The 24592-nt window shown below is 61.2% G+C and carries 18 protein-coding genes; 5 read left to right on the top strand and 13 right to left on the bottom strand.

What is annotated here, in order from left to right; all coding sequences use genetic code 11:
* Positions 1-56 precede the first annotated feature (56 nt).
* Positions 57-4466 (bottom strand): hypothetical protein, encoded by a 4410-nt coding sequence (locus tag BLR69_RS04895; protein WP_232000953.1) that lies wholly within the window; start codon positions 4464-4466, stop codon positions 57-59.
* Between the two features lie 222 nt (positions 4467-4688).
* On the opposite strand from BLR69_RS04895, the gene BLR69_RS04890 reads away from it, so the two are divergent.
* Entirely contained in the window at positions 4689-8039 is a 3351-nt protein-coding gene (locus BLR69_RS04890) for a hypothetical protein (RefSeq protein ID WP_071495814.1), read from the top strand.
* 37 nt (positions 8040-8076) lie between these two features.
* On the opposite strand, the gene BLR69_RS04885 is transcribed toward BLR69_RS04890, so the two are convergent.
* From BLR69_RS04885 to BLR69_RS04870, 4 genes are all read right to left on the bottom strand, one after another.
* Positions 8077-8292 carry a TOBE domain-containing protein gene (locus tag BLR69_RS04885; protein WP_003173733.1) on the bottom strand — a complete coding sequence of 72 codons (216 nt, stop codon included), beginning with the start codon at positions 8290-8292 and terminating at the stop codon, positions 8077-8079.
* Between the two features lie 138 nt (positions 8293-8430).
* Positions 8431-9357, bottom strand: coding sequence for a FecR domain-containing protein (locus BLR69_RS04880; RefSeq protein ID WP_071495815.1), 927 nt, complete (start codon positions 9355-9357; stop codon positions 8431-8433).
* Positions 9354-9872, bottom strand: coding sequence for a sigma-70 family RNA polymerase sigma factor (locus BLR69_RS04875; RefSeq protein ID WP_071495816.1), 519 nt, complete (start codon positions 9870-9872; stop codon positions 9354-9356). The genes BLR69_RS04880 and BLR69_RS04875 overlap by 4 nt, the downstream gene beginning before the upstream one ends.
* A gap of 92 nt (positions 9873-9964) precedes the next feature.
* A complete protein-coding gene (locus BLR69_RS04870; protein ID WP_071495817.1) occupies positions 9965-10582 on the bottom strand; it encodes an LbetaH domain-containing protein in 618 nt (205 codons plus the stop codon).
* A 113-nt stretch (positions 10583-10695) separates the two neighbouring features.
* Here BLR69_RS04870 and BLR69_RS04865 point away from each other — a divergent pair, with 113 nt between their 5' ends.
* Positions 10696-11661: a threo-3-hydroxy-L-aspartate ammonia-lyase gene (locus tag BLR69_RS04865; protein WP_071495818.1), complete on the top strand. Its 966-nt coding sequence runs from the start codon at positions 10696-10698 to the stop codon at positions 11659-11661.
* Positions 11658-12038, top strand: coding sequence for a RidA family protein (locus BLR69_RS04860; protein WP_071495819.1), 381 nt, complete (start codon positions 11658-11660; stop codon positions 12036-12038). The genes BLR69_RS04865 and BLR69_RS04860 overlap by 4 nt, the downstream gene beginning before the upstream one ends.
* Here the strand turns inward: BLR69_RS04860 and BLR69_RS04855 are convergent.
* On the bottom strand, positions 12026-12652 hold the full coding sequence (locus BLR69_RS04855) for a helix-turn-helix transcriptional regulator (protein ID WP_071495820.1): 627 nt from the start codon (positions 12650-12652) through the stop codon (positions 12026-12028). The two genes, BLR69_RS04860 and BLR69_RS04855, sit on opposite strands and share 13 nt — an antisense overlap.
* Positions 12653-12722: 70 nt before the next feature.
* On the opposite strand from BLR69_RS04855, the gene BLR69_RS04850 reads away from it, so the two are divergent.
* Complete coding sequence (locus tag BLR69_RS04850) at positions 12723-13826, top strand: DSD1 family PLP-dependent enzyme (protein WP_071495821.1); 1104 nt, start codon at positions 12723-12725, stop codon at positions 13824-13826.
* Positions 13827-13933: 107 nt separating this feature from the next.
* Here the strand turns inward: BLR69_RS04850 and BLR69_RS04845 are convergent, their stop codons facing one another.
* From BLR69_RS04845 to BLR69_RS04815, 7 genes are all read right to left on the bottom strand, one after another.
* Positions 13934-15547 (bottom strand): GMC family oxidoreductase, encoded by a 1614-nt coding sequence (locus BLR69_RS04845; RefSeq protein ID WP_071495822.1) that lies wholly within the window; start codon positions 15545-15547, stop codon positions 13934-13936.
* A gap of 26 nt (positions 15548-15573) precedes the next feature.
* Complete coding sequence (locus tag BLR69_RS04840) at positions 15574-16791, bottom strand: mandelate racemase/muconate lactonizing enzyme family protein (RefSeq protein WP_008432553.1); 1218 nt, start codon at positions 16789-16791, stop codon at positions 15574-15576.
* 1 nt (position 16792) lies between these two features.
* Complete coding sequence (locus tag BLR69_RS04835) at positions 16793-18103, bottom strand: MFS transporter (RefSeq protein WP_071495823.1); 1311 nt, start codon at positions 18101-18103, stop codon at positions 16793-16795.
* A 76-nt stretch (positions 18104-18179) separates the two neighbouring features.
* Positions 18180-19604, bottom strand: coding sequence for an aldehyde dehydrogenase (gene aldA, locus BLR69_RS04830; RefSeq protein ID WP_071495824.1), 1425 nt, complete (start codon positions 19602-19604; stop codon positions 18180-18182).
* Between the two features lie 122 nt (positions 19605-19726).
* Complete coding sequence (locus BLR69_RS04825) at positions 19727-21172, bottom strand: mechanosensitive ion channel family protein (protein WP_071495825.1); 1446 nt, start codon at positions 21170-21172, stop codon at positions 19727-19729.
* A gap of 68 nt (positions 21173-21240) precedes the next feature.
* On the bottom strand, positions 21241-22101 hold the full coding sequence (locus BLR69_RS04820) for a pirin family protein (RefSeq protein WP_071495826.1): 861 nt from the start codon (positions 22099-22101) through the stop codon (positions 21241-21243).
* 76 nt (positions 22102-22177) lie between these two features.
* Positions 22178-23383: a multidrug effflux MFS transporter gene (locus BLR69_RS04815; protein WP_071495827.1), complete on the bottom strand. Its 1206-nt coding sequence runs from the start codon at positions 23381-23383 to the stop codon at positions 22178-22180.
* A 101-nt stretch (positions 23384-23484) separates the two neighbouring features.
* Here BLR69_RS04815 and BLR69_RS04810 point away from each other — a divergent pair, with 101 nt between their 5' ends.
* Positions 23485-24591 (top strand): efflux RND transporter periplasmic adaptor subunit, encoded by a 1107-nt coding sequence (locus BLR69_RS04810; protein WP_071495828.1) that lies wholly within the window; start codon positions 23485-23487, stop codon positions 24589-24591.
* Position 24592: the final 1 nt, after the last annotated feature.

Genomic DNA, 24592 nt, shown 5'->3' with positions numbered 1-24592 from the left:
TGACTGGCACTGTATCCAGTGCCAGCCACCCCATGCTGTTGCTACTGCGCGGGGACTCAGGCTTGGGGCATGGGACCTTCGACTTTGACACTGTTGACCTGCACAACACGTGTGCCTGAACCAGGCTGGCGTGGCGCGTTGATTGCCATCATCACACCGTCATTGGTGATAAATGCGGGCCGTGCCTTGTCACTCGTTGAATCGCTGGGGAAAGCATTCTGGACCACCAGTTGACGTTCGCTTCCAGGCTCATCCCCCTTAAGGTTTACAGTCAAGTCCCCCGAGGCTGAAACCCTCCATCCCGACACCTGTGCCGAGCTGTAGTCCAACTTGATCACACTGTCGTTCGGGTCCTTGATGGTGACCCCCTTATCGCTTTTGTTGACGATGTAGGTATTGGGGCCGCCCTCTCCGACAATTTTAGCGCCGCCATTGATCACGACAACATTGGAGCCCTTGCCGGTCAAAACCACATCTTCCTTGCCGTTCAGGGTAAACAGATTGCTCTGGTCATCACCCACGATATAACTTTCGCCATTTTCAACTGTGGCGGCATTTGAAAACTCATGAAAATAGGCAATGGGAGAAGTACCTTCTGTTTTCGAGTCTGGCGTACTGACTGAAATCAACCCGGTCTTGAAGTCAATGACATGCCCTGAATAGCTGGCGGTTTTAGTGTCTTTGCCTTCGGCGTAAGTGGTGCTCAAGCTGCCGGAAAACACCAGTGTATTACGGCCCTCCCCCCCCCAGAGTTCAGTGGCTTTTTTACTGAATCCTTTATTATTCTGAGTATCCCAGACCTGCTCTGCCTGCTGCAGGGTCTGACGTGCATCAGCGCTAAAGATAACCGAATCATCAGCCTCTCCCCCACTGATCAGTTTTTTCCCTCCCCCCAACAAGAAGAAGTTGGGTTTGCTGAATACTCCCGCCACCTCGTCATCGCCATCGCCCAGGTCCCACAGCGTGGCCTTTCCTGACCCCTGTGCACCCTCCACAGGCTTGACTGACATGCCGTTCCAGGAGTCGGCAGGCGCATTGATACGATCATTACCCCCCCTGATGTTAACGGATGGGACTTTCCCATCCACTTTGATCAGGTTCAGCAAATAAGTGATCGGAAGCCACCAGTGCTGGCCTGTCAGGCCAACCTTTCCCGGCACCTGCGTGACGACTACGTCCCCAGCGCCAAATACAACACGTTCGAAATGGTCTTTGCCCGGGCCGTCCAGGAAGGCCTGATGGTATGTCCTCTTCTGCGTGTCGTACTCCTTGGCATATTTCGCCTCCAGATAAGGCTTCATGACATCAAAGCCAGGCTCAAACCCCAGGAATGTTTTCAGTCCGACTTCGAACTTTTTCGAACCGGACAGCGGCGTGTATTCATTGATGTCTTCCACAGTACGCACGGCCGAGTAAATCGCTTGTGCGGTCATCAATATTGCCGCCACTGCAAGTCCCACCGGCCCGGCAGTACTCGCGCCGGCCAGAAATGCGGCGCTCAAAGCTATCGAAGTCACCGCATTGGTGACGGCGAATGCACCGTTGACATAGTGATCCTGCGCTTCCTTACCGGTACTGCCAGCCGCTTTATTGAACGAATCGACGGCATTGTTGATATCAAAAGGAACACTGATAGCGGCGCTGGCCCCACCCGCAACCTTTCCAATCATCTTGCCTATCGTCGAGGACTTGAAGCCCATTATCGTCGGCGTCGTGGTTTTGACTGCCGACTGCGCCATTTTGTTGAGGCCAGCCTCTACACCCATCCCGACATAGTCAGACGCTACAGCGCCCGCTGCGATGGCACCCGCCGTCGTATCGCCACGTTGAAAACTCTCTATGGAACTGCGCAGCCCGTGGAATGTGCTGAAGGCCTGGAAGCCGAGGCCGGCGGCTTTAGTCGCCCCCGGCTTTCCCGATGTTTCTGCCGGGGAGAAAAAATTTGCGGGCAGCGGTTTGCCGCTGCCCTGCACGTCACGTATCTCAGCAGCCTGTCGTGATGTGTCACGTAGTTGCTTCTGGAAGTGTTCAGGGACGGGACTGCCGTCGCTACGGGTCGCCAAGGGAGCCGTGACAGGGCTGCGCTTGGCAGCAATTTCACTGACGATGGATGTCACGCGCGCCCCAACTTCAGGCGATGTCGACTTCAAAAAAGCCACAAGACGGTCGTAGTCGATTTCCACGTCGCCGCTGATACGCCCCTTGGCATCCATGGGCACTGTGTTTTCAACTGGCTTACCCTTGACGTGCACGCCCATTTTATAGAGTTCGACTCGGCTGACGCTCGCTTCCCCTATTTGCAAGGGCGCGCGGGTTTCATCAAGTGCTTGCAGGCGTTTTACTTCAGCCTCGTCAATCGTCCCCCCCGCTGTGGTCGGTGATGCTCCCGTATTGACCGGCAGAGTCGGCGTGCTCGGTGGCTGCGGGGTGGTGGGTGGTGGAGCGTTGGCTGCTGGAGCGAAAAGCCTATTGAGGGCAGCATCGGTTTCACTACCGACCTTTCCATCGTACACACGTGCGGTGAAGGTCTCCTCCATGAAATCACCTGGGCTTCTGGCGGCGCGTGCGCTGACGTTACTGCCTCCGTCGCGAAAGGGCTCCTTGTTGTTAACCACCTCAAGGAACCCTTGGGAGTCAGCTTTGTAATAGCCCAGCATCCCTAGCTTGCCCACAATCAGCGCAGCCTGCCTGGACGCTTCGACCTTTCCTCCGTCCGCCTGAGCTTGATGGCCGATTCGATCGGCGACCGTAGCGTCAGTTGCAGGGGGTGACGCAAAAAAATCATCACCAATGATCAATGTCGGCGGACTGTTAAAGTGCAGCCGCGTTTCTTGTTGATCGCCAGGGTTGGCAATAATCACCCTGACTTTTCCCCCGATCGCCTGCGCCGCTGCCGGATCGCTCTGCGCGAGCTTCTTCAGAGCGTCGTCTACAGCATCTCTTACCCGTACTGCCCTATCGGGGTCACCACCACCATTACTCTTTATATCAACGGTCTTGCCCTGAATGGCTTCACTTTGGAAATGCTTCGGCAAGCCGACTTTACCCTCGGCCAACTCCACACGATCTTGCTCCATACGCTCGAAAACATAGGGATACTCAACAGGCGTAGTTGCCTCGTTGATCGCACTGGTCAAACGTTTCCTGAGTGTCTCCATGGCCGGTACGAGCGCGGAAGCAGGGTGGCTGCTGATGAATAGATTGACGGCCTCCAGAACGGTCTTTGCCTGGTGATACTGCGGCATGCCTCTGCTGGCCTGCATGTTGTCCAGCCCTTGCACCACCCGCTCATAATCTTTGATGGCGGTGTGTTCGGGGGAATGCGCCTTGAGGTGGGAATCCTGAACCGTCGGCAGCCGTGAAGTATTGAGCACTGTGACAGTGTCCAGCCCACTCAGAGGACGGTCGTACATGAACTTGATGTCGTTGGATGCGCCGGATATCTGCGGAATGTAATCACGATTAAACACACTGATAAGATATTTCGGCTCACCCGGGAAGCCTTTCAAGGGTTGAATGAAATGTTTCAGAGCGGGGTCGGTAAATATCTTCGCCAGTACATCTTTAAATAGTTGCTCAGACACCGACTCAGTAAAACCCGTATTAGGATCACTGAAGTAATACGTACGCCCCCCCTTTGGGTCAACGATAACGCCAGCGGTCAGACGATGGCCCTCACTGCTGATCAAGAGCGTTTTGGTGGCAGGAGAATCGAGCAACTGGGGGGCGATATCTGTGTAGGGCGCAACCTTCACGGTAGCGGGATCATGCGCAACCCCACGTTTTTTTACACGGGCCTGTACCTCGGTAATTTTCTGGAAAAACGCCTGGGACTCCGGCGTATCCGGATTGGCAACCGCGTAGTAGAGGTTACTCAGAAAAGTCTCGTGTTTCCCTTCTGCCACCGCCAGGGAAAGTATATGTGAAAGCCCGGCACACTCACCTCCCGCTAGCTGGTTGACCATGGACAGATAGTAACTCTGTGGCGCAGGAGTGACCTTTACTCCATGGGTTGAGATTACCTTCGTGAAGGTAGCCAACGTGCTTTGAGTACGGTTGATAACCCGCTGCTCAGCCAAGCGCTGCAACGCGCCCATTTGCTCCGGGCTTAGTGTGTTATCCACCGCAAGCCTCATGAGCGCCACATCGCTCATTGATCTGGAATAACCCGGCAGTGCCACTGAAGCAGGCGCGTTATAACCTCGCAAGTAGTCAGCGCGGGTAAACTCATGTTTAGCGACTGTAACTTTTGCATGAAACAATTCGGGAACATCCGCATCCGGAATGCCGTTGGCGTGAGTATGTCGATCATCCCCGGATGCACCCGACACATCCCGACGCATGCGAATGTGGTCGGGTGTTCCTTTGTATTGGGCGCGGGGAACGTCACTATCAGGCAGATTGGCAGGCTGAGTAGTCTGCACGGCGATGGAGGATGATATCGGCACGGGAAGTCTCAAGGTCATGATATGAGGTTTACCATCCCTGTAGTAAATGGTCCTGACTCTGGCCAACCTATCGACCTGGCAACATTGCGCCCATCAGAGTTTTCCGCTCACGCCTTACAGTGGTGTGTACATTTATGTCGCCGGCAGACTCAATTCACAACTTTTCGCAACGAGCGCCGAACCCCTGCTGTTACTGTTTTTGCCGACCGCCGCAATCGGCAACAGCAGGAGTTCCATGGCATGACGACCCAGCCCCTCGATCGCTCGTCCGACCCCAAAGCCCTTCCCCGCACGCCGCCCAAGTCCGGCGTGCAGTTCCATGCGTTGCTCAAGCAAAGCGCCAACAACAAAAAGGTTGAGGCCCAGGACAAGCCACCATCGGGGCTGGATGCGAGTAAAAAAGACGGCTACGAACTCGCCGCCAAGGATGCCACGCCGCCCAAGGCATTGGCCGACTACAAGGCCATCGGCCCGCCCGATGAAGTCGGCCCTGGGCTGATCCGTTATGAAACCCAGGACGGCAAGAAAGTCATCGTCAGCGAACAGGACAGCCCCGAGCTGTTCAAGCAGGTCAGCCAGGACTTCAAGTCCCTCTCCGGCGTGATCGCCAGCCAGAATGCCGGCTACCAGAGCCTCGGTGCCGATGGCACTGCGCCGGGCAAACTCGCCGATTACAAATCCCTCGGCGCACCGGATGAAACCGGCCCGGGTGTGATCCGCTACGAGACCCAGGACGGCACCAAGGTCGTCATCAGCCAGCGCGACAACCCCGAAGCCTTCCAGAAAGCCAAGGACGCCTACGCCAGTTTCACCGGACTCGCCACCAGTGAAGACGCCGGCTATAAGCGCGCCAGCGACAACGAAGTGTGGCCGCCCTACGCCGGCACCACGGTGGGCCCTGTGGATGAAGTCGGCCCAGGCCTGATCCGCTTTGAAAGCAATGGCCAGAAAATGGTGGTGGCCCGCGACGACAACCCCAAGCTGTTCGACTACCTGGCCGGCCTGCACGCGGTCTACACCGACCCCGGCAAGAAAGCCGTGGTGGAAGGCGAGCTGAATAACGGCGCGGTACTGGCCGATGCCAACACCCCGGTGCCGGGCCTGAACGACTACAAGAACTTCAATTGGAACAACGACCAGAAAGACCACATCCTCACCTACGAGCTGCATGACGGCACCAAGGTGGTGGTGTCCTCCGACGTCAGCCCCGAGCTGTTCAAGAGCGTCGCCACCGCCAATGACACCTGGGCCAAGATCCACACCAGCGAAGGCGAAGGCTATAAATTGGCCGGGCCGAATGACTTCCTGAAAAACACCGACATCACCTTCGGCTCCCCGGATGAACTGGGCGACGGCCTGATCCGCTACGAAACCAGCGAAGGCAAGGTGATCGTCTCCAAGGAACTCAGCCCGCAGCTTTACGACGACGTGGCCGCCAAGTGGGAAGCCTGGAGCGCCAGTTCGGTGGACGACACACGTGCCAAGCACAACCTGCCCAAGGCCGATGACCTGGATGTGCTGAACCTGGACACCGGCGTGCACGCCGATGAAAAGGACGACAAATCACCGACCCTCAGCGTCAGCGAGCTGGCCACCACGCAACTGATCGACACCTACCGCGAAGGCGTGAAGAACGGTTCGATTGCCAAGGACGACCCGCGCGCCAAGCTGGTCCGCGCCCTCGAAGCGCAAGCCGCGTACCAGAACGGCCACGGCATCACCGGCTACGAAGAAGCCAAGCGCCCGTTCAACACCACCTGGCGCGAGTTCGATGACAAGCAGACCCAACTGACTTCGGCCGACATGCACGACATCATCGACGGCAAGGCCGTGCAGAAGCAGATCGGTGAACTGTTCAACGACCCCACCGTGCAGGCCGACTACAAGTCGAAGATGGACGAGGCCATCAACAAGCTGCCGAACAAGGACGAGATCAAGCAGAAGCTGCTGGACCTCACTTCCAACCCGGACTACGTGTTGTACCTCAAGGACCTGCAAAGCCAGGGCAAAACCTACGAGGCACAGAAAGACCTCAGCGATACCCTGACGTCGCTGTCGCTGTTCGACCCGGCTGCCGCCAGCAAAGCCGCGCAGAACATCCAGGCCGACGGCTTGACCACCGACCTGAATGCCATTCTGTCGGACCCGAGCAAAATCTCCGACGAGAACAAGGAGCTGGCCACCAAGGACCTGTTCGGCCTGCTCAAAGGCGTGCTCAAGGGCAACGTACTGGACTTGCCGCGCCGCACCCAGGAAACCCTGGAGAAATTCCTCAACGAAGGCCTGCAAGGCAAGGAAAAATCCGCCGCCGTCACCAAGGCCCTGGAAGAACTGGGCGCCGTGTACCAGAAAAACGGCGCGATCAGCGAAGCCGACCTGAAAACCGCCCTGAGCAAACCCTACATCCCGGTGGCCGATCGCGGCATGCTCGGCGAGGTGTTCAACACCCTCAACAGCAAGGGCATTCTCGGTTCCCTGGGCGCCGGTGTGAGCCTGTTCTCCGGGATTTACCAACTGGTGGGCAAAGGCGGCAAGCTGGGCGAAACCCCGGCGCAACGCATGACCATCGCCAAGGACTTCCTGAGTTTTGCCGGCGGCTCCAGCCACTTCGTGCGCCTGGGCGACAAGATCGGCGAAAGCCTGGGCAAAGGTGGCCTGGTGGACTTCCTAGGGCTGGACAAGACCCTGCCGGAGATCTGGGGCAAGACCGGCATGCAGGAGCCGAACTTCGAGTTTCGCGTCAGCGAACTGCCCTCGGATGTCAAAGCCAAGATCGCCACCGCCCTCGATGCGGTGCCGGACAGCCAGTACGACGGCATCTCCAAGCTGTTCGGCGAGGGCGACAAGGCGGTCACCGAAGCCACCGAGGGCCTGGCCACCCACCTGGATGACGGCCTGGCCGCTGCGGGTGCGGCCAAGCTGGGCGCGTCCAAATCAGCGAAGATCGCCGGTTCCGTAATCAAGGTGCTAGGCCCGGCCACGGACATTGCCGGCGGTTTTGCCGACATCGTACTGGGCGCGCTGGCGATCAAGAGCGGCGTGAAGGACAAGGACCCCTTGGCCCAGGCGGCCGGTGGCCTGCAAGTGGCCGGCGGTGCGTTCGGCGCATCCGCCGGGGTGCTCGGCGCTGCGGCGCTGTTTGGCGCGGGCACGGCGGCGGCGTTGACCGGGCCGCTGTTCCTGGTGGGCGTGGTACTGGCAGTAGTGGGCGGGATCATCGGCTACTTTGTCGACCACAACAAAAAACAGAAGGCCACCGAGAAGGAAAACGACTGGTATCGCGACCTGGCCGGCGACGGTCTGTTGCAGGACAACTGGGCCGACAAGGTCGAATACGCCCACTACGAAATCCACCACTACGGTGGCCGTGACACGCCGACCGACGACAGTATCTTCCGCTTCCAGCAATCGGAGTGGGAACACTTCGACGAGACGCCGCAGAAAGGCGGCTCGTCGAGCAATCGCCTGGATGGCGGCTTGCACAAGGGCTACAAAGACCCGAACGCAAAACCCAAGAGCCTGCCGACGGATGCACCGCCGGAGAGACCGCAGCCGCATCCACCGGGTGGCAGTGGACCGAAGATCGCTTGAGTCATGACCGCCCCCGCCTGAGTGCGGGGGCAGTCGTTTACAACTTGGCGATGGACACTTCGGTGGACTTCACAAAGGCAATCACTTCACTGCCCACTTTCAATTCGAGGTCACGCACCGAGCGGGTGGTGATCACCGAAGTCACAATGCCGGACGCGGTCTGCACGTCGATTTCCGACACCACTTCCCCCAGCAGAATTTCCTTGATCACGCCCTTGAACTGGTTGCGCACGTTGATCGCTTTAATGGTCATGTCGGCTTTCCTTCTGGCTGTTGGGTCAATCCGCACGAATGCGCAGGCCCTCAAAATGCGCTATCGACAACGACAATAAAAGGAATATATAACTCTTTATTTATTCTATATAGATATATAAGAATTACCGCACCCGCATCAGGTGAGCGATTTGCGCGGTGTCAGGGTGACCCAATAGCGTGTACGTGCGTGCAGTTCCAGCCCCAGGGTCTGGGCCAGCAAGTTGAGGATGCGGTCGGTGTCGTCCAGGCGAAAACTGCCGGTCACTCGCAACGTTTCCAGGCTCGGATCCCAGCGCAACACACCGGGACGATAACGTTCCAATTCCCGCAAGAAGTCGCCCAGCGCCTGGTTCTGTGCGGTCAGCACGCCGTCGCGCCAACCCAGTTGCAACACATCGAACGGTGCCCAGGCGCCGAGCCCGCCGGCTTGCAGCGAGGCTTGCTGACCACCCGGCAACGTCGCCATTTGCCCGTTCAGGTCGCGTACCTGGACCGCGCCCTTGAGCACCGACACCAGACAACCCTTGGCCAGCTGCCGGACACACACCTCGGCCTGGCTGACCCGCAATTCGCCATAGCGGGTCTGCACCGTCATCGCCGCCGCCCCGGGTACATTCAGCGCCAACTCACCGTCTACGAGTGTGATGCGCCGCTGTGCAAGGTCCATGTCCACTGCTGTCGCCGTGTTGAGCTGCAAGCTGCCGCCATCGGCCAAGGACATGCGCTTGCGCTCGCCGGTGGCAGTGTGCAGGTCGGCGCGCCACGCCTCGATGGGCAATTGGCGGCTGACCAGCCAGGCCGTTGGCACCAAGGCTGCGATACCCAATGCACGCTTGAGCACCGCGCGCCGCCCCGGTTGCGGACGGTCGAGACTGGCCATCGCCAGGGCCTGGGGCAAGTCGCTGAAACGCTGGCGCAGGGTCTGGGCTTTTTGCCAGGTCTGCTCGTGCTGGGGGTGGCTGTCTCGCCAGTGCTGCAACGCGGCGTGGTCACGCTCGGTGGCCGCGCCGGATTCGAGCAGCGCCAGCCATTGGGCGGCGGCGCGGGCAACGTCACGGCTCAAAGTTCCACCAGCAGGCAATGTTCGTAGGCTTGGGCCATGTAGCGTTTGACCGTACGTTCGGACACGTCCAGGCGCTCCGCGATCTCCCGATAGCCCAGGCCTTCCAATTGGCTCCAGAGGAAAGCACGGCGCACCGGCACCGGCAAACCATCCAGCAATTCATCCAGGGCTTGCAAGGTCTCCAGCACCAACCAACGCTGTTCGGGCGACGGCACGCAGGTTTCCGGAAGACTTGCCAAGGCATTCAGATAGGCCTGCTCAAGGCTGCGCCGCTGATGGAAATTCACCAGCAGGCGCTTGCCGACGGTCACCAGATAAGCACGCGGCTCCTGCATCTGCGCAATCGGCTGGGCGCTGGCGAGTACGCGCAGGAACGTATCCTGGCTCAGGTCGGCAGCATCCCAGGCGTTGCCCAGGCGCCGGCGCAGCCAGCTTTCCAGCCAGCTGCGATGGTCGCGGTACAGGCTCGACAAGGTCAGTTCGGGGGCGTGGGTCGGAACAACAGCATCATTCATGGCAAGCGACCTGCGCGGCGCGAGTGAGTCTCAAATGAGATTCATTCTATTTAATATCGCGCCGACTGACCATGATCTTTTCAACACGGTGTTTATAGGGAGGCTTCAGCATCGAACACCTGCCCGCGCCCCACCACACTGGCAGGCTTGAGCACCGCTCCCGGCGCCAACACCGCATTGGCGCCGATACGGCACTGATCACCGAGCAACGCGCCAAACTTGTCGCAACCGGTACGCTGCAACGTACCGTCGACCCGCACCCGCACTTCCTTGTCATCACGCTCATTACGGTAATTGGCGACGATGCTCCCCGCTTCCAGGTTGATGCCGTGCCCCAGCACCGAATCACCGACGAAATTGAAGTGCGCCAGCTTGCTGCCGCTGAACATGAAGGAGGTCTTCAACTCGGCACCCGGGCCGATGATGCAATGTTCATCCAGCCAGCACCCCCCGCGCAGCAGCGAACCACTGGCGATAAAGCAATGGGCGCCGATGATCAGGGGCGGCTTGAGCAGCGCACCCGGTTCGACGGTGGCGGTACGGTGGATGGCCATCTCATCCTGGATGACGTACTGGTCTGCCGGCAGTTCGGCCAGGAGTTGGCGAACAACGGCAGGCGCCTGGGCGGCCAGCGCCCAGGGCGCGAGGTCCGCCCACGGTGCCAAGGCAGATCGAGAAAAGTCGGCGATATAGTCGGTAAGGCGGATCAATGTTGAATCCTCCAGCGGTCAGAGAAGTGCAAAACGCTAACATGCACACAGCAACCTTTACTATTTGTCTTGTTATGGATATTTTATCCATATCAGCCAGTGAGGTTCGCCCCATGCCATTGCCGACTTACCACGACGTCATCGCCGCCGCCCAACGCCTTGACGGTGTTGCTCATCACACCCCAGTGCTCACCTCGCGCACCCTCGACACACTGACCGGCGCCCAGGTGTTCATCAAGTGCGAGAACCTGCAACGCACCGGTTCCTTCAAGTTCCGGGGGGCGTTCAATGCCCTGTCGCAGTTCGATGCACAGCAGCGCAAGGCCGGGGTGGTGGCATTCTCGTCTGGCAACCACGCCCAGGGCATTGCCCTGGCGGCGCAGTTATTGGGCATGCCGGCAACCATCGTGATGCCCAGCGATGCGCCGGCGGCCAAGGTCGCCGCCACCCGCGAATACGGCGCCCGCGTAGTCCTGTATGACCGTTTCACCGAAGATCGCGAGCAGATCGGTCGCAACCTGGCCACCGAACACGGCTTGACCCTGATCCCACCCTACGACCACCCGCACATCCTCGCCGGACAAGGCACCGCCGCCAAGGAACTGCTGGAGGCCACCGGCCCGCTGGATGCATTGTTCGTTGGCCTTGGCGGCGGCGGCATGCTCTCGGGCACCGCACTGAGCACCCGTGCCCTCGCGCCCGACTGCCTGCTGTATGGCATCGAGCCCGAAGCCGGCAACGACGGCCAGCGCTCGTTCCGCAGCGGCAGCATCGTGCATATCGACACGCCAGCCACCATCGCCGATGGCGCCCAGACCCAGCACTTGGGCGACTACACCTTCCCGATCATCCGCGACAAGGTGAACGACATCCTCACCGTGACAGATGCCGAGTTGGTCGGGGCGATGAAGTTCTTCATGCAGCGCATGAAGCTGGTGGTAGAGCCTACCGGCTGCCTGGGACTGGCGGCATTGCTCAACCAGGGCGACCGGTTCAAAGGTCAGCGCGTGGGCATTATCGTTACCGGTGGCAACGTCGATATCCAGAAGTACACCGCGCTGTTGAGCGAGGCGTCATGACCATCATCCAGACGTCCAACGCCGCCAAACCCGCTGGCCATTACTCACAAGCCATCCGCCACGGCGACACGCTGTACATCTCCGGGCAATTGCCGGTGAGCCCGGATGGACGGCATAACCTGTCAGCGCCGTTTGCCGATCAAGCCGACATTGCACTGGGTAATCTGCTGGAGATTTTGAAAGCTGCCGGCGGTACACCAGACGATCTCGTGAAAGTGACGGTGTACGTCGCTGGCGTCGAACACTGGCCTGCATTCGACCGCGTGTACGCCGCTGCGCTGGGCGACCACCGCCCTGCCCGCGCGGTGGTGCCGGTGCCCGAATTGCATCACGGATATCTGGTGGAGATTGAAGCCGTGGCGCGCTACTTGGCGTAGGTATAGACCGCTGCGCGCGACACGCCCAGATGGGACGCCACGGTTTCCATGGCCCGGCGAATGTCCAGGCAACCCGAGTCCTTGAGTTCCTGCATCAACACACGCCGGTCCGCCGTCTTCAGCGCACGCGGGGTGGTGGCCAGGCGTGCGGCGAACTGGTCGATCCGCGCACGGATCACGTCGGCGCCGGAAGGGTCCAGGGACTCGATGAGCTTGTCGCCGCTGACCGAGCCGAATTGCTCCAGCATGCTCTGCAAGCCCCGGAACAATGAGAGATCGACGTTCATGCACAACGCTGCGACGTACTCGCCGCCGGCGCCCTTGATGCCGATGGAGGTGCTTTTGACCTGGCGGCCGTCGCTGAACTGGTTCTGGTAGTTGGCGATGACTTGCGGGTAGTCGGGGTCGGCAATGCGCGCCAGGCCCAACTCGGTGGTCGGGTCGCCCGGCGCACGCCCGGACAGGTTGTTGTGGATGGCCAGGATCGAGTGCCGGGGGTCGCGCAAGTCGTGCAGCACCACTTCGCAGAAGGGGCTGAAGGTCTTGCTCAAGCCCTCGGCGATCTGTTCGAGCTGGCTGATCAAGTGAGTATCGTTGGGAGAGGTGTTTTTCATGCAAGACAACATATCCAGTCCTGGACAGGGCGTCAATTTACCCCCTGCCCCTCATTGTGGAGCCCGCACCATGGATACCCCCGCCGCATTGATCGACACGCTGAAAATGCAGCGCAATATCCAGCGCATGCAACAGCGTGCCAATGCCCTTGGCGTGCACCTGCGCCCCCATGTCAAAACCCATAAGTGCGCTGAAGTGGTCGCCGCGCAAGTCGCAGCAGGCGCCCGTGGCATCACGGTTTCGACCTTGAAAGAGGCCGAGTACTTCTTTGACCTCGGTATCGCCGACATCCTCTACGCCGTAGCGATGGCCCCGCACAAATTGCCTCAGGCCCTGGCGCTGCGTCGCCGGGGATGTGGCTTGACACTGATCACCGACAGCCTGGCCGGTGCCCAGGCGATCATGGATTTCGGCCAGGAACAGGGCGAAACCTTTGCGGTGATGATCGAGATCGACTGCGACGGCCACCGTTCCGGGGTGAAGCCGCAGGACCCGCTGCTGCTGGACATAGCCCGCCTGCTTGGGGCCAGCCTCACCGGCGTACTGACCCATGCCGGTGAAAGCTACGGGCTGGATACACCTGAAGCATTACAGGCCATCGCAGAGCTGGAGCGTGCGCGGTGTGTCGAGGCGGCTGAGCAGATTCGTGCAGCTGGAATGCCCTGCGCCCAGGTCAGCGTCGGCTCGACACCCACCGCATTATCCGCCCTCAACCTGGAGGGCGTGACCGAACTGCGTGCCGGGGTTTACGCCTTCTTTGACTTGGTGATGCACAACATCGGCGTGTGCCGTATCGATGAACTGGCGTTGAGCGTGCTGACCACCGTGATCGGCCATCAGCCGGAAAAAGGCTGGATCATCACCGACGCCGGCTGGATGGCGATGAGCCGCGATCGCGGGACGCAGTCGCAGAAGCGGGACTTTGGTTACGGCCAGGTGTGCGATGAACGCGGTGAGCCGATTGCGGGGCTACTGTTAAGCAGCGCCAATCAGGAGCATGGGGTGGTGCAATTGCAGGGTGGCACTGTGGATGTGGCGGCGCAGTTCCCGTTGGGCACGCGTCTGCGCATTTTGCCCAATCACGCCTGCGCCACAGGAACCCAATTCGGCAGCTATCACGTATTGCTGGACAATGGCGACAGACAGGTGTGGGAACGCCTACGCGGCTGGTAACCGATACCCTTGTAGTGAGCGAGCTTGCTCGCGCTGGAGTGCGCAGCGCTCCTGTTGTTTTTGGGGCTGCTTCGCAGCCCAGCGCGAGCAAGCTCGCTCACTACAGGTCAGGAGGCATCCTCCAGGATCAGGTCGGCGCCCTTCTCTGCCACCATCAACACCGCCGCATGGGTATTGCCCGACGTCACGTTGGGGAAGATCGACGCATCGACAATGCGCAACCCTTCCAGCCCATGCACCTTCAAGCGCTTGTCCACCACTGATACCTGCGGGTCCGAGCCCATGGCGCAGGAGCCGCACAGGTGGTAGATCGAGCCACTGTTTTCGCGGAAGTATTGCAGCATCTGCTCGTCGGTCTGCACCGCCGCGCCGGGCAACACCTCAGCCACGGTGATGCCCTTGAGGGCCGGCGCCTGCATGATCTTGCGCATCAACCGGCTGCCCTGGATCACCTCGTCGATGTCTTTCTGGGTACTCAAGTAGTTTGGGTCGATCAGCGCCGCGTCCCGTGGGTTCTTCGAGGCAATGCGGATGGTGCCACGGCTGGTCGGACGGCACGGGTTGAAGCACAGCAGGAAGCCGGAATACGGCTCGGGCTTGAGGCTGGCCTTGTTGTTTTTCGGGATCTGGTACGACAGCGGGTTGAAGTACAACTGCAGATTCGGGTCCTTCTGTTCCTCGTTTCCACGAAAGAAGCCCCCGGCCTGGTTGACGCTCATTGCCAGCGCACCCTTGCGCGTGAACAGGTACTTGAGGCCGAGTTTCAATTGGCCGAACAGCGAACTGAGTTCGTCATTCAATGTGGGGATATTGGCCTTGTAGTAGTAGCTGGCGCACAAATGGTCCTGCAGGTTCTCGCCCACGGCCGGCAGGTGCTTGACCAGCGGGATGTTGTGTTCGGCCAACATTCGCTGGTCGGCCACGCCGGACAATTGCAGGATCTTCGGCGTGTCTACCGCACCGGCACACAGGATCACTTCCTTGCGCGCGGTGAAGGTGCGCGCAACGCCGTGTTGGGTCACGGCAATACCGGTGGCGCGCTGCTGGTCGTCGAACAGCACCCGATCAACCAAGGCATGCAGCTCAACGGTGAGGTTCGGTCGCCCCAGCGCCGGATGCAGGTGGGCAAAGCTGCTGGAACACCGCTCGCCATTACGGGTGTTGACGTCATACAGGCCCGCACCTTCAAAATCAGGACCGTTGAAGTCGTCGCTGTGGGCATAGCCCAGCTGTTCGCAGCCCTTGAGGAACACGTCGCAGATCGGGTGGGTCTGGCCCTTCATCGGCGTGATGCTGATCGGGCCGCTGCCGCCGTGGTACTCGGTGTCGCCCAGCGGGTGGTTTTCCAGCTTGCGAAAGTACGGCAGCACGTCCGCAAAGCCCCAGCCGTCGTTGCCGTTGGCCGCCCAGTCATTGAAGTCGTGGGCCTGGCCGCGCACGTAGATCATCGCGTTGATCGAGCCCGAACCGCCTTGCACCTTGCCGCGTGGCGCGTAGATTTCGCGCCCGCCCAGCTGCTTTTGCGGCTGGCTGTAGTACATCCAGTTGAAGGTCGGGTTGTAATACATCTTGGCGAAACCAACCGGGATCTTGAACCACCAGGAACTGTCCTTGCCGCCGGCTTCCAGCAGCAACACGGAGTGTTCGCCCGAGGCGGACAGCCGGTTGGCGAGGATGCAGCCTGCGGCGCCAGCGCCGGCGATAATGTAGTCATATGTCATTCACGGTTACCGCATCAGTCGTTTTTTTAGCCCTTGGCGGGCGAGGTGTCTTTCACGTCAGCCGGGGTCGGTGCCATTTGCAGGTGCAGGCGTTCGCCGGTGTACGGCGTGTGCTTGCGTACCACGTCCATGTTCAGCTCGACGCCCAGGCCCGGCTCGGTGGACGGAATGATGTAGCCGTCCTCCCATTGCAACGGCTTGGTCAGTACTTCGGCGTGGAAGCCGCCCCAGGTCATGATGCTTTCCTGGATCAGGAAGTTCGGCGTGCACGTGGCCAGCTGGAAACTTGCCGCCGCGCCAATCGGCCCGTTGTACAGGTGCGGGGCGATCTGCGCGTAGTAAGCCTCGGCCATGCTCGCGATTTTCTTCGCCTCCAGCAGCCCGCCACAGCGCGCCACGTTCATCTGCAGGATCGACGCACCGCCGGCTTGCAGCAGCTTGAAGAACTCATACTTGGTGGTCAGGCGCTCGCCGGTGGCAATCGGGATGCTGGTCTTGGCCGCGACCTGGGCCATGGCCTCTTCCTGGCCGGGCGGCACCGGTTCTTCGAACCACAGCGGGTCGTACTTCTCCAGGCGCTTGGCCAGGCGGATCGCCGAGGACGGCACCATCTGCCCGTGGGTGCCGAAGAGCAGGTCGCACTTGTCGCCCACCGCTTCGCGGATCTTGCGGCAGAAGGTCTCGCAGCGCTCCAGCACTTCCAGCGAAATCTGGTGGCCGGAGTACGCGGTATACGGGCCGGCCGGGTCGAACTTCACGGCGGTGAAGCCTTTGTTCATGTTCTCGATGGCGCATTCGGCAGCCAGGTCCGGGTCGTCGTAGTCGTACTCGCCTTTGCTGTTGACCGGGTAAAGGTAGGTGTAGGAACGCAGGCGCTCGTTGACCTTGCCGCCGAGCAGCTCGTAGACCGGCTTGTTGGCGGCCTTGCCGATGATGTCCCAGCAGGCCATTTCCAGGCCGCTGACCACGCCCATCATGGTCAGGTCCGGGCGCTGGGTGAAGCCGCTCGAATAGGCCTGGCGGAAGAACCGCTCGATATGGTGCGGGTCATGGTTGAGCAGGTAGCGCTCGAACACGTCCTCGATGATCGGCAGCATGGCCTTGGGGCCGAAGGTGGCGGCGTAGATCTCGCCGACGCCTTCGATGCCGCAGTCGGTCTTGAGCTTGACGAACAGCCAGTACATGCCGCCGATGTGCGGCGGTGGGACGGCAACGATATGGGTTTCAAGGGCGACGATTTTCATCTCAGGCACCTGTCTGGTTGAATTTTTTACGGTTAATTCGGGCGCGCAGGGTCAAGGCCGCGAGAGTGCCGAGCACGCCGATGAACGCGATGTAGCCGAAGTACAGGTTGTAGCCGGCCTTGCCTGGGTAGGTGTCGGTCAGGTAGCCGTTGATCAACGGGATAAAGGTATCGGGCAGGTAACCCACCACCGAGACGATGCCAATCGCCAGGCCGGTGATGCGCAGCGGGATGTCGCAGCTGTCGAGAATCGCCCAGTACAGGCCGCGAATCGCGTAGGTCATCAGCCCGATGAAGATCACCGTGCCGATCAGCAGGCCCAGGCTGTTGAAGGCTGGGAACACGATCAGTCCGACCATCGCCAGGCTTACCAGGGCCAGCGCGACGATCAGCACCGAGATGTTGGAAAACCTGTCCCCCAGCCAGCCGCCGCCGATGCCGCCGATGGGGCGCATCCACAGCTTGATGGTGGTGATGGTGCCGGCCATCACGGCGGTCATGCCGCTGCCTTGCAGGTAGTCGGAGAAACTGTAGGTGGCCCAGAACATGTGATAGCCGCAGAACACGATGGCGGTGACCAGCCACAGCTCGGGGATTTTCACCAGGGTTGCCAGGTCGGCGAGCAGGTTGAACCTGCCCTTCTCTACCGCCGCTGTTTCGGCCAAGGATTTTGGGTCTTTGAGCAGCACCAGCACGCAACCGATGGCAATACAGGTGAAGGAATACAGGTAAACCACGTGCTTGAAGCCTTCGGCCGCCGACTGGCTGCGCGTTTCGGTGGCGTAAGCGAACAGGCCCAGGGCCACGGTCGCCAGCAGCGCTTCGACCAGCCCTCGCCCGCCATCGAGGATGCCGAAGAACCGGCCTTGCTCGCGGTGGTGGGCGATCATTTTCACGCGCTTGAGCACCGAGGCCCAGAACGTCAGGCCGGTGGTCAGGCCCCAGCAACCGAAGATGATCATCAGGCCGGTCATCGACGGCACGCTGGAGTACCACAGGCCCAGCGCACCGGTGGCGACCAGTGAGAAGAAGATCAGGAAGCGCGGCGGCAAACGGTCCGCGAGCCAACCACTGGGCAAATAGCTGAGCAAAAAGATCGTGCCGAGCATGGAGTACAGGTAGCCCAGCTCGCTGTGGTTGATGTGGAACACCTCAAGCATGGTGGTCTGGTAGACCTGGCGCAGGTAGAGGATCGGGTAGATCGCCCCTGCGGCCAGTACCAGCAGCATCAATTGGAAGTAGCGACTGGCGGTGTCGCTGTTTGCCGCGGACACGGCAACGGAAACCTGGGCAACGGGTGCAGGCTTGGACATCGTGTAGACCTCAGGCGCCCGATGCGCGGGCGCCCTGATAATTGTTTTTATTAAAGGTGCTGCGGGTATTCGTGGATCAGTACTTCATGACCACCAGACGGGTCTGGGTGAACTCAAGCATCCCGTGCTTACCGTCATCGCCGCCCAGCCCTGAGCGTTTCCAGCCGGCGTGGAAACCCTGATACGGGTCCGCCGGGGTGCGATTGACGTACAACTCGCCGGCTTCGATGGCGTTCGCCACTTTCATCGCCGTGCGATAGTTCTCGGTGTAGAGCACCGACGACAGGCCGAATTGGTGGTCGTTGGCCAAGGCCAGGGCTTCGTCGATATCGCGGTACTTGAGCACCGGCAACACCGGGCCGAAGATTTCTTCCCTGATGATTTCCATGTCCTGGCGGCAGCCGCTGAGCAAGGTCGGCGGGTAGAAATGGCCGGGACCTGCTGGCAGCACGCCGCCCACTTCCAGTACAGCACCGGCGGCGACGGCGCGCTCGACCATGGCGTGGATATTCTGTTGCGAACTGGCGTTCACCAGTGGGCCCATCAGGCTGGCATCGGTTGCACGGTCGCCAAACTTCACCGCGCTGATTTTGCTTTTCAGCAAGGCGAGGAATGGCGCGTAGATACTTTCGTGCACATACACCCGCTCCACCGCAGTGCACAGCTGGCCGCAATGGGTGGTCTTGGACGCGACGATGGCGCTGGCCGCCTGCTCCAGGTTGGCGTCGGCCTCGATGATCGCCGGGGTCTTGCCGCCCAGTTCCAGGGACGGCTTGGCGATGTTGGCCTTGCAGTAGTCCAGCACGATGCGCCCGGCATTCACGCTACCGGTGAGGGTAATCAGACCAACTGCCTTGTGGGTGCAGACGCTGGCGGCGGTGGCGTGGTCCATGGTCAGGATATTGATGACACCCGCCGGGATTCCGGCCTTGACCACCGCCTTGGCGATTTCGAACGCCGACAGCGGCGTGTTGTTGCTCGGCCGCACCACCACGGTGTTGCCCGCGATCAGCGCCGGGGCGATCTTGCGCAGCAGGGTGTAGACCGGGTAGTTGAACGGGATCAAGCAGGCCACGACGCCAATCGGCTCGCGTTGCAGGAACAGGTTTTCGTCCGGGGTATCGCTGGGGATGATCTCGCCTTCGATGCGCCGCGCCCATTCGGCGTGGTAACGGGTGATCTGCGCGGCGTAACGTGCTTCATTGCTGGCATCGCTGAGGCTCTTGCCGGACTCGCTGGCCAGGGCCGTGCCGATAGCGTCGGCGCAGGCGTCCAGGGCATCGGCGAATGCACGCAGGTATTCAGCGCGTTCGATACTGGTGAGTTTGCCCCAGGTTTTCTGGGCAATGGCGGCAGCGTCGACAGCAGCAATCGCCTCATCGGCCGTGGCGGCGCTGACATGGCCGACCAGGGTTTCGGTGGCCGGGTTGTAGACAGCGATCAATGCATCGCTGGCGGGTTCGACAAAATGACCGTTGAAAAAATTGCGCTGGAGTTGCATGTGGTTTGCCCAACGTTTTTGTTATCCGAGTGACATGCAGTTTTGTCATCGGCCAGCCGTTGGACAAACGATTTATTGCGTAGGGTAACGTGCAAAAAACGCAGGTTAGTCGGTTTTTACCCTCACAGACCGCGCTGGCGCAGCCACTGCAGGAAGCCCTTCTTCACCGGCACCACCGGCGCCTCCTGGGTCAAGGCCTGCGCGGCGTGCACGCGGAAGTCCAAGAGCGCCTTCATCGCCTCGCCGATGTCGTGGCGCGCATCCAGGCACGGCTTCAAGTATTCCTTCTCGATGCGGTACAGGGTGCAGAACGTCTTGGCCGAGAAATCCGCCAGCGTCGCCTCATCCGACAGGATCCCGGCCTCGCCGATCACCTCGCCCGGCCCCATGCGCCCGGCTTCGAATTTGTGCCCGCCCTTGGTCAGCATCACCGAGACCACACCCGACTCAACGATGAACAAATGATCGCTGACCTCCCCGGCCGGCAGGATCATCTCGCCGGCGCGATAGGTGTGCAGGGTCATGTTCTGGCTGAAGGTGTCTTTCTCTTCCTGGCGCAGGGTGGAAAAAATCGACGAACGCTCCAGTAACGCGCGCGCCGCGGACATCGCCGGTGGCGCGCTGTTTTCAGTGGCCGACAGCAAGCCGACGCCCGCCGCCTGCAAATGCCGGAAGGCCAGGTCGTACAGCTGGTTGCGCACTTCGCGCTTTTGGGCCATGGCCGGCACGAACCCGCTGATTTCATACTCGACGCCACCGCTGGCCGAGGTCTTGAACGCCACACTCGGCGCCGGCTTGCCCAGCAGCGGTCGACACCCTTGCATCGCCCGCTCCAGCGCTTCGATCACCGTTTGTGGGCGCGCATGGGGGCTGACCTGCAGGCTGACCGCCAGGCCAAACATGTCCGCCGGACGCGAAAAGTTGATGATCTTGGCCTTGGCCGCCAGGGAGTTGGGAATCACCGCCAGGCTGCCCTGGGAGGTTTGCAGGCGCGTGGCGCGCCAGTCGATGTCCGTCACCCGGCCTTCGGTGCCGTCGATGGAGATCCAGTCATCGATTTGATAAGGCTTGGTGGTGTTGAGGACGATCCCGGAGAACACATCGCTCAAGGTACTTTGCAGCGCCAGGCCGACAATGATTGCTACAGCGCCAGAGGTGGCGAGTACGCCCTTGACCGGCAGGTCGAGCACGTAGGCCATGGCAGCAATGATCGCAATCAGGAAGATCACCGCCCCCATCAGGTCCTGCAACAGGCGCCCGGTATGCCCGACCCGCTGCATCATGAGCGTGCCGAGCAACACCGTCAGCGTGCGCGCCGCGAACAGCCACCAACCGATCTGCAATGCCGTGGCGGCCAGGTGCAAGGCGGTGTTGTCCGCATAGGGCGCCAGTTGCATCGGGTTCATGCCGTCGTTGAACAGTACGGCGCTGAACACCGCAAAGATCACCAACCGCGCCGCCAGCTTCCAGTTGGCGAGATTGGCGGAAATAAGACGCCACACGGCGATGTCGATCAAGATCAGCGCCAGGGCAGACAACATCGGGTGATCAGCGATAAATGAGGGCATCCAGGCGACTCCAGGGCGAATGCCGTGAAGATCGCATGAAATGCCGCGCCAGGGTATAGCGGGTGTGCTTACATCTGCCCGAAACGACCCGACTGAAAGTCGGCGAACGCCTGATGAATCTCCTGCTCGGTGTTCATCACAAACGGCCCATGGCCAACGATGGGCTCGTCAATCGGTTCACCGCTGAGCAGCAGCACCTTGGCGTCGTCATTGGACTCCAGCGTGAGCTGGCTGCCATCGCGCTCGAACAACGCCAATTGCCCCTGGCGCGCGACCTCCTCGCCATTGACCAGCACCGTGCCGCGCAGGATCACCAGCGCGGTGTTGCGACCTTCGTGCAGGTCCAGGGTGACCGGCTTGCCGGGGTTGAGGCGCAGGTCCCACACGTCAATCGGCGTAAAGGTGCGGGCCGGGCCTTGGGTGCCGCCGAACTCACCGGCAATCAGGCGCAGCCGCCCGGCGCCGTTGGCCAGGGGCAGTACCGGGATGTCGCCATCCACCAGGGTCTGGTAGCCGGCTTCAGCCATTTTGTCCTTGGCCGGCAGGTTGACCCACAGTTGCACCATCTCCAGCGCACCGCCTTGGCGGGCGAAGGCTTCAGAATGGAACTCTTCGTGGAGGATGCCTTTGGCGGCGGTCATCCATTGCACGTCGCCGGGGCCGATGGTGCCGCCGGCACCGGTGGAATCGCGGTGTTCGACCTCACCGTCGTAGACGATGGTCACGGTTTCAAAGCCGCGATGAGGGTGCTGGCCGACGCCGCGACGTTGCTCAGTCGGGGTGAAATCGGCCGGGCCGGCGTGGTCCAGCAACAGGAATGGGCTGATGTGCTTGCCCATGGCGTCGTAGGAAAACAGCGTGCGCACCGGGAAGCCGTCGCCGACCCAATGGGCGCGGGGGCTGGTGTAGATGCCGATCAGTTTTTTCATGGTGTACCTCCAAAGTGCCTACACCATAAGGCTGCCAACTGTTGAGCACTAGCCGGCAAAAGCAGCCCTGTTCGTCCTACGTATAGGACAATCCCTTGACCTGACGTTGACGCAGCAGGTGAAACGCCACAAAGGCGATCACCGCGAAGCTGGCCTGGATGATGATCATCGGCGCGGCACTGCCGTCACGCAGCTGGCTGAGCAGGATGCCGCTGCAGGTGGCGCCGAACATCTGCGCGAACCCCATCAGCCCTGCCGCCAAGCCTGCACGATGTGCATTGGGCATGACCCCGCCGGTAACCGCGCCCGGCAACACCAGGCCACCGCCCAGGGTGACCAGGGCAATCGGGATGTCCAGGCCGAGCACCGACAGGCCGAACAGTTCGTAAATCACCACGGCCGACACCCCGCCAACCGCCACCATCGTCACGCCCATCGCTACAATCCGCTGCGGCCCCAGGCGCATGATGTTGCGGCGAGTATAGGTGGACCCCACGATCAGCATCGACACGATCAGGCCGAAATTGATGCCGTATTCCAGGCTGCTGAAGCCCAGCAGGTTGATGAACACCGCCGACGAACCGGCGATTACCGCAAACATGGCGCCATAGGTGCACGCCAATGCCACGGCGAACGCCCGGTACTGGCGGCCCTTGAGCAGGTCCAGGTATTGCCCGCCGAGGGTACGCCAGTGACCGGCCTTGGGGTCTAGGTAGTGGTTGCTCTCGCGAAAGAACAGCAACGCCAGCAACAGCACCACGCTGCCAATCGCCAGCGCCAGGAGGATCGGCGCGTGCCAGCCGAACAGCTTGATCAGCAGGCCACCGACCATCGGCGCCACCACGATGGCGTAGAGCATGCCGATCATGGTCAACGCCAGGGCCGGCCCGGCTTCGGCCTTCCACACATCCCGCACCACCGTGCGCGCCAGCACCAACGCAGCACAGGCGCCCAGGCCTTGCAGCACGCGGGCGGCAATGAACTGGTGGATGTCCTGCACCAGCAACATCGACAAGGTCGCCAGCACGTACAGCGCCAGGCCGCCGATCAGCACCGGGCGCCGACCAATGCGGTCCGACAGCGGGCCGAACAACAGTTGCCCAAGGCCGAAAGCGGCGACAAATGCCGAGAGCGCCATCAGTGCCGAACCGACTGGCGCAGCCAATGCCTGCTCGATGGCACCCAGGCCGGGAATGATCAATTGGGTCGAGACCTCACCCAGTGCCGTCAGGGCCACCAGTAGAAACAGCAAGCTTCGCGATGGGACCGGGGCGTTTGTCATGGGGAACATCCGGGGGGCTGGATTAATTTATATTTCGACCATAATATGCGTAAAAAATTATGTCCATAATTTTTTGCCCAATGGTTACCCCGGAGCCCGCCATGCACCCTCTCCCCCTGCGTCTTCTCACGCCCCTGGCCCTGTTGATGGTCCTCAATGGCTGCAACAGCAAGGCCGACACCGCCGCCGAAGCCCCCCCACCTCGCCCGGTCCTGGCTGCCAAAGTCGAAGCGGCCGGCACCCAGCAAAGCGCCTATACCGGCGTGGTCGCGGCACGTACCGAAAGTGACCTGGGCTTCCGGGTCGGCGGCAAGGTCATTGAACGCAAGGTCGACCCCGGCCAGCATGTGTCCCGTGGCGATACCCTGCTGGTGCTGGACATCGGCGACTTTGAACTGGCCCTGCGCTCGGCGAAGAACCGCGTCAGCGCCGCCCAGGCACAATTGCGCCAACGCCGTGACGACGAAAACCGCTACCAGCGCCTGGCCAGCACCGGTGCCGTGTCGCGGCAGATCTTCGACCAGTCGGCGACCAACCTGCGGGTGGCCGAAGCCGAACTGGCCGCGGCGCAATCCGATGCCAGCCAGATCGAAAACCGCCGCACCTACTCGGTGCTCAAGGCCGATGGCGACGGCATCATCACCGACGTCCGGGTGGACCGCGGCCAAGTGGTGGCTGAAGGACAGATCGTTGCGCGCCTGGCCCACGACGGAGCCCGTGAAGCCATCGTCAATCTGCCGGAAAACCAGCGCGACCAAGCCTCGCAGAAAGCCCTGGCCTTCCCCTTCGGCGCCCCGGACCAGGCGGTGACCGCCACCTTGCGCGAACTGTCCGCCAGCGCCGACCCGACTACCCGTACCTACCGCGCTCGCTACGTGTTGCATGGCACCATCGAGCGTTTCGCCCTCGGCTCGACCATCACCGTGCGCCTGCAAGGCAACGGCCAGGCCGCGCAAACCCGCGTGCCCATCGGCGCCTTGCAGGACGCCGGGCAAGGCACTGGCGTGTGGGTTATCGGTGCAGATGACACGATCAGCTTCGCCCCGGTGAACGTCGCCAGCCTCGGCCAGGAAGACGCACTGCTCGACAGCGGCGTGGCGCCCGGCCAAATCGTCGTCGCCCTGGGTGCACACCTGCTGCACGAGGGTGACGCCGTACGCCTGCTGCCCGCCCAGGCATTGGCCCTCAACCGCAAACAGGACAACTGAG

This window comes from Pseudomonas azotoformans (genome assembly GCF_900103345.1).
Taxonomy (GTDB): Bacteria; Pseudomonadota; Gammaproteobacteria; order Pseudomonadales; family Pseudomonadaceae; genus Aquipseudomonas; species Aquipseudomonas azotoformans.
Note: the sequence above shows the minus strand (reverse complement) of the source record. Positions and strands in the feature narration are given on the sequence as shown.

Excerpts from the sequence above, each read along its gene's own strand:
- BLR69_RS04895 (WP_232000953.1), bottom strand. The coding sequence starts at position 4,466 with ATGACCTTGAGACTTCCCGTGCCGATATCATCCTCCATCGCCGTGCAG.
- BLR69_RS04890 (WP_071495814.1), top strand. The coding sequence starts at position 4,689 with ATGACGACCCAGCCCCTCGATCGCTCGTCCGACCCCAAAGCCCTTCCC.
- BLR69_RS04885 (WP_003173733.1), bottom strand. The coding sequence starts at position 8,292 with ATGACCATTAAAGCGATCAACGTGCGCAACCAGTTCAAGGGCGTGATC.
- BLR69_RS04875 (WP_071495816.1), bottom strand. The coding sequence starts at position 9,872 with ATGAATGATGCTGTTGTTCCGACCCACGCCCCCGAACTGACCTTGTCG.
- BLR69_RS04865 (WP_071495818.1), top strand. The coding sequence starts at position 10,696 with ATGCCATTGCCGACTTACCACGACGTCATCGCCGCCGCCCAACGCCTT.
- BLR69_RS04860 (WP_071495819.1), top strand. The coding sequence starts at position 11,658 with ATGACCATCATCCAGACGTCCAACGCCGCCAAACCCGCTGGCCATTAC.
- BLR69_RS04855 (WP_071495820.1), bottom strand. The coding sequence starts at position 12,652 with ATGAAAAACACCTCTCCCAACGATACTCACTTGATCAGCCAGCTCGAA.
- BLR69_RS04850 (WP_071495821.1), top strand. The coding sequence starts at position 12,723 with ATGGATACCCCCGCCGCATTGATCGACACGCTGAAAATGCAGCGCAAT.
- BLR69_RS04845 (WP_071495822.1), bottom strand. The coding sequence starts at position 15,547 with ATGACATATGACTACATTATCGCCGGCGCTGGCGCCGCAGGCTGCATC.
- BLR69_RS04840 (WP_008432553.1), bottom strand. The coding sequence starts at position 16,791 with ATGAAAATCGTCGCCCTTGAAACCCATATCGTTGCCGTCCCACCGCCG.
- BLR69_RS04835 (WP_071495823.1), bottom strand. The coding sequence starts at position 18,103 with ATGTCCAAGCCTGCACCCGTTGCCCAGGTTTCCGTTGCCGTGTCCGCG.
- aldA (WP_071495824.1), bottom strand. The coding sequence starts at position 19,604 with ATGCAACTCCAGCGCAATTTTTTCAACGGTCATTTTGTCGAACCCGCC.
- BLR69_RS04825 (WP_071495825.1), bottom strand. The coding sequence starts at position 21,172 with ATGCCCTCATTTATCGCTGATCACCCGATGTTGTCTGCCCTGGCGCTG.
- BLR69_RS04820 (WP_071495826.1), bottom strand. The coding sequence starts at position 22,101 with ATGAAAAAACTGATCGGCATCTACACCAGCCCCCGCGCCCATTGGGTC.
- BLR69_RS04815 (WP_071495827.1), bottom strand. The coding sequence starts at position 23,383 with ATGACAAACGCCCCGGTCCCATCGCGAAGCTTGCTGTTTCTACTGGTG.
- BLR69_RS04810 (WP_071495828.1), top strand. The coding sequence starts at position 23,485 with ATGCACCCTCTCCCCCTGCGTCTTCTCACGCCCCTGGCCCTGTTGATG.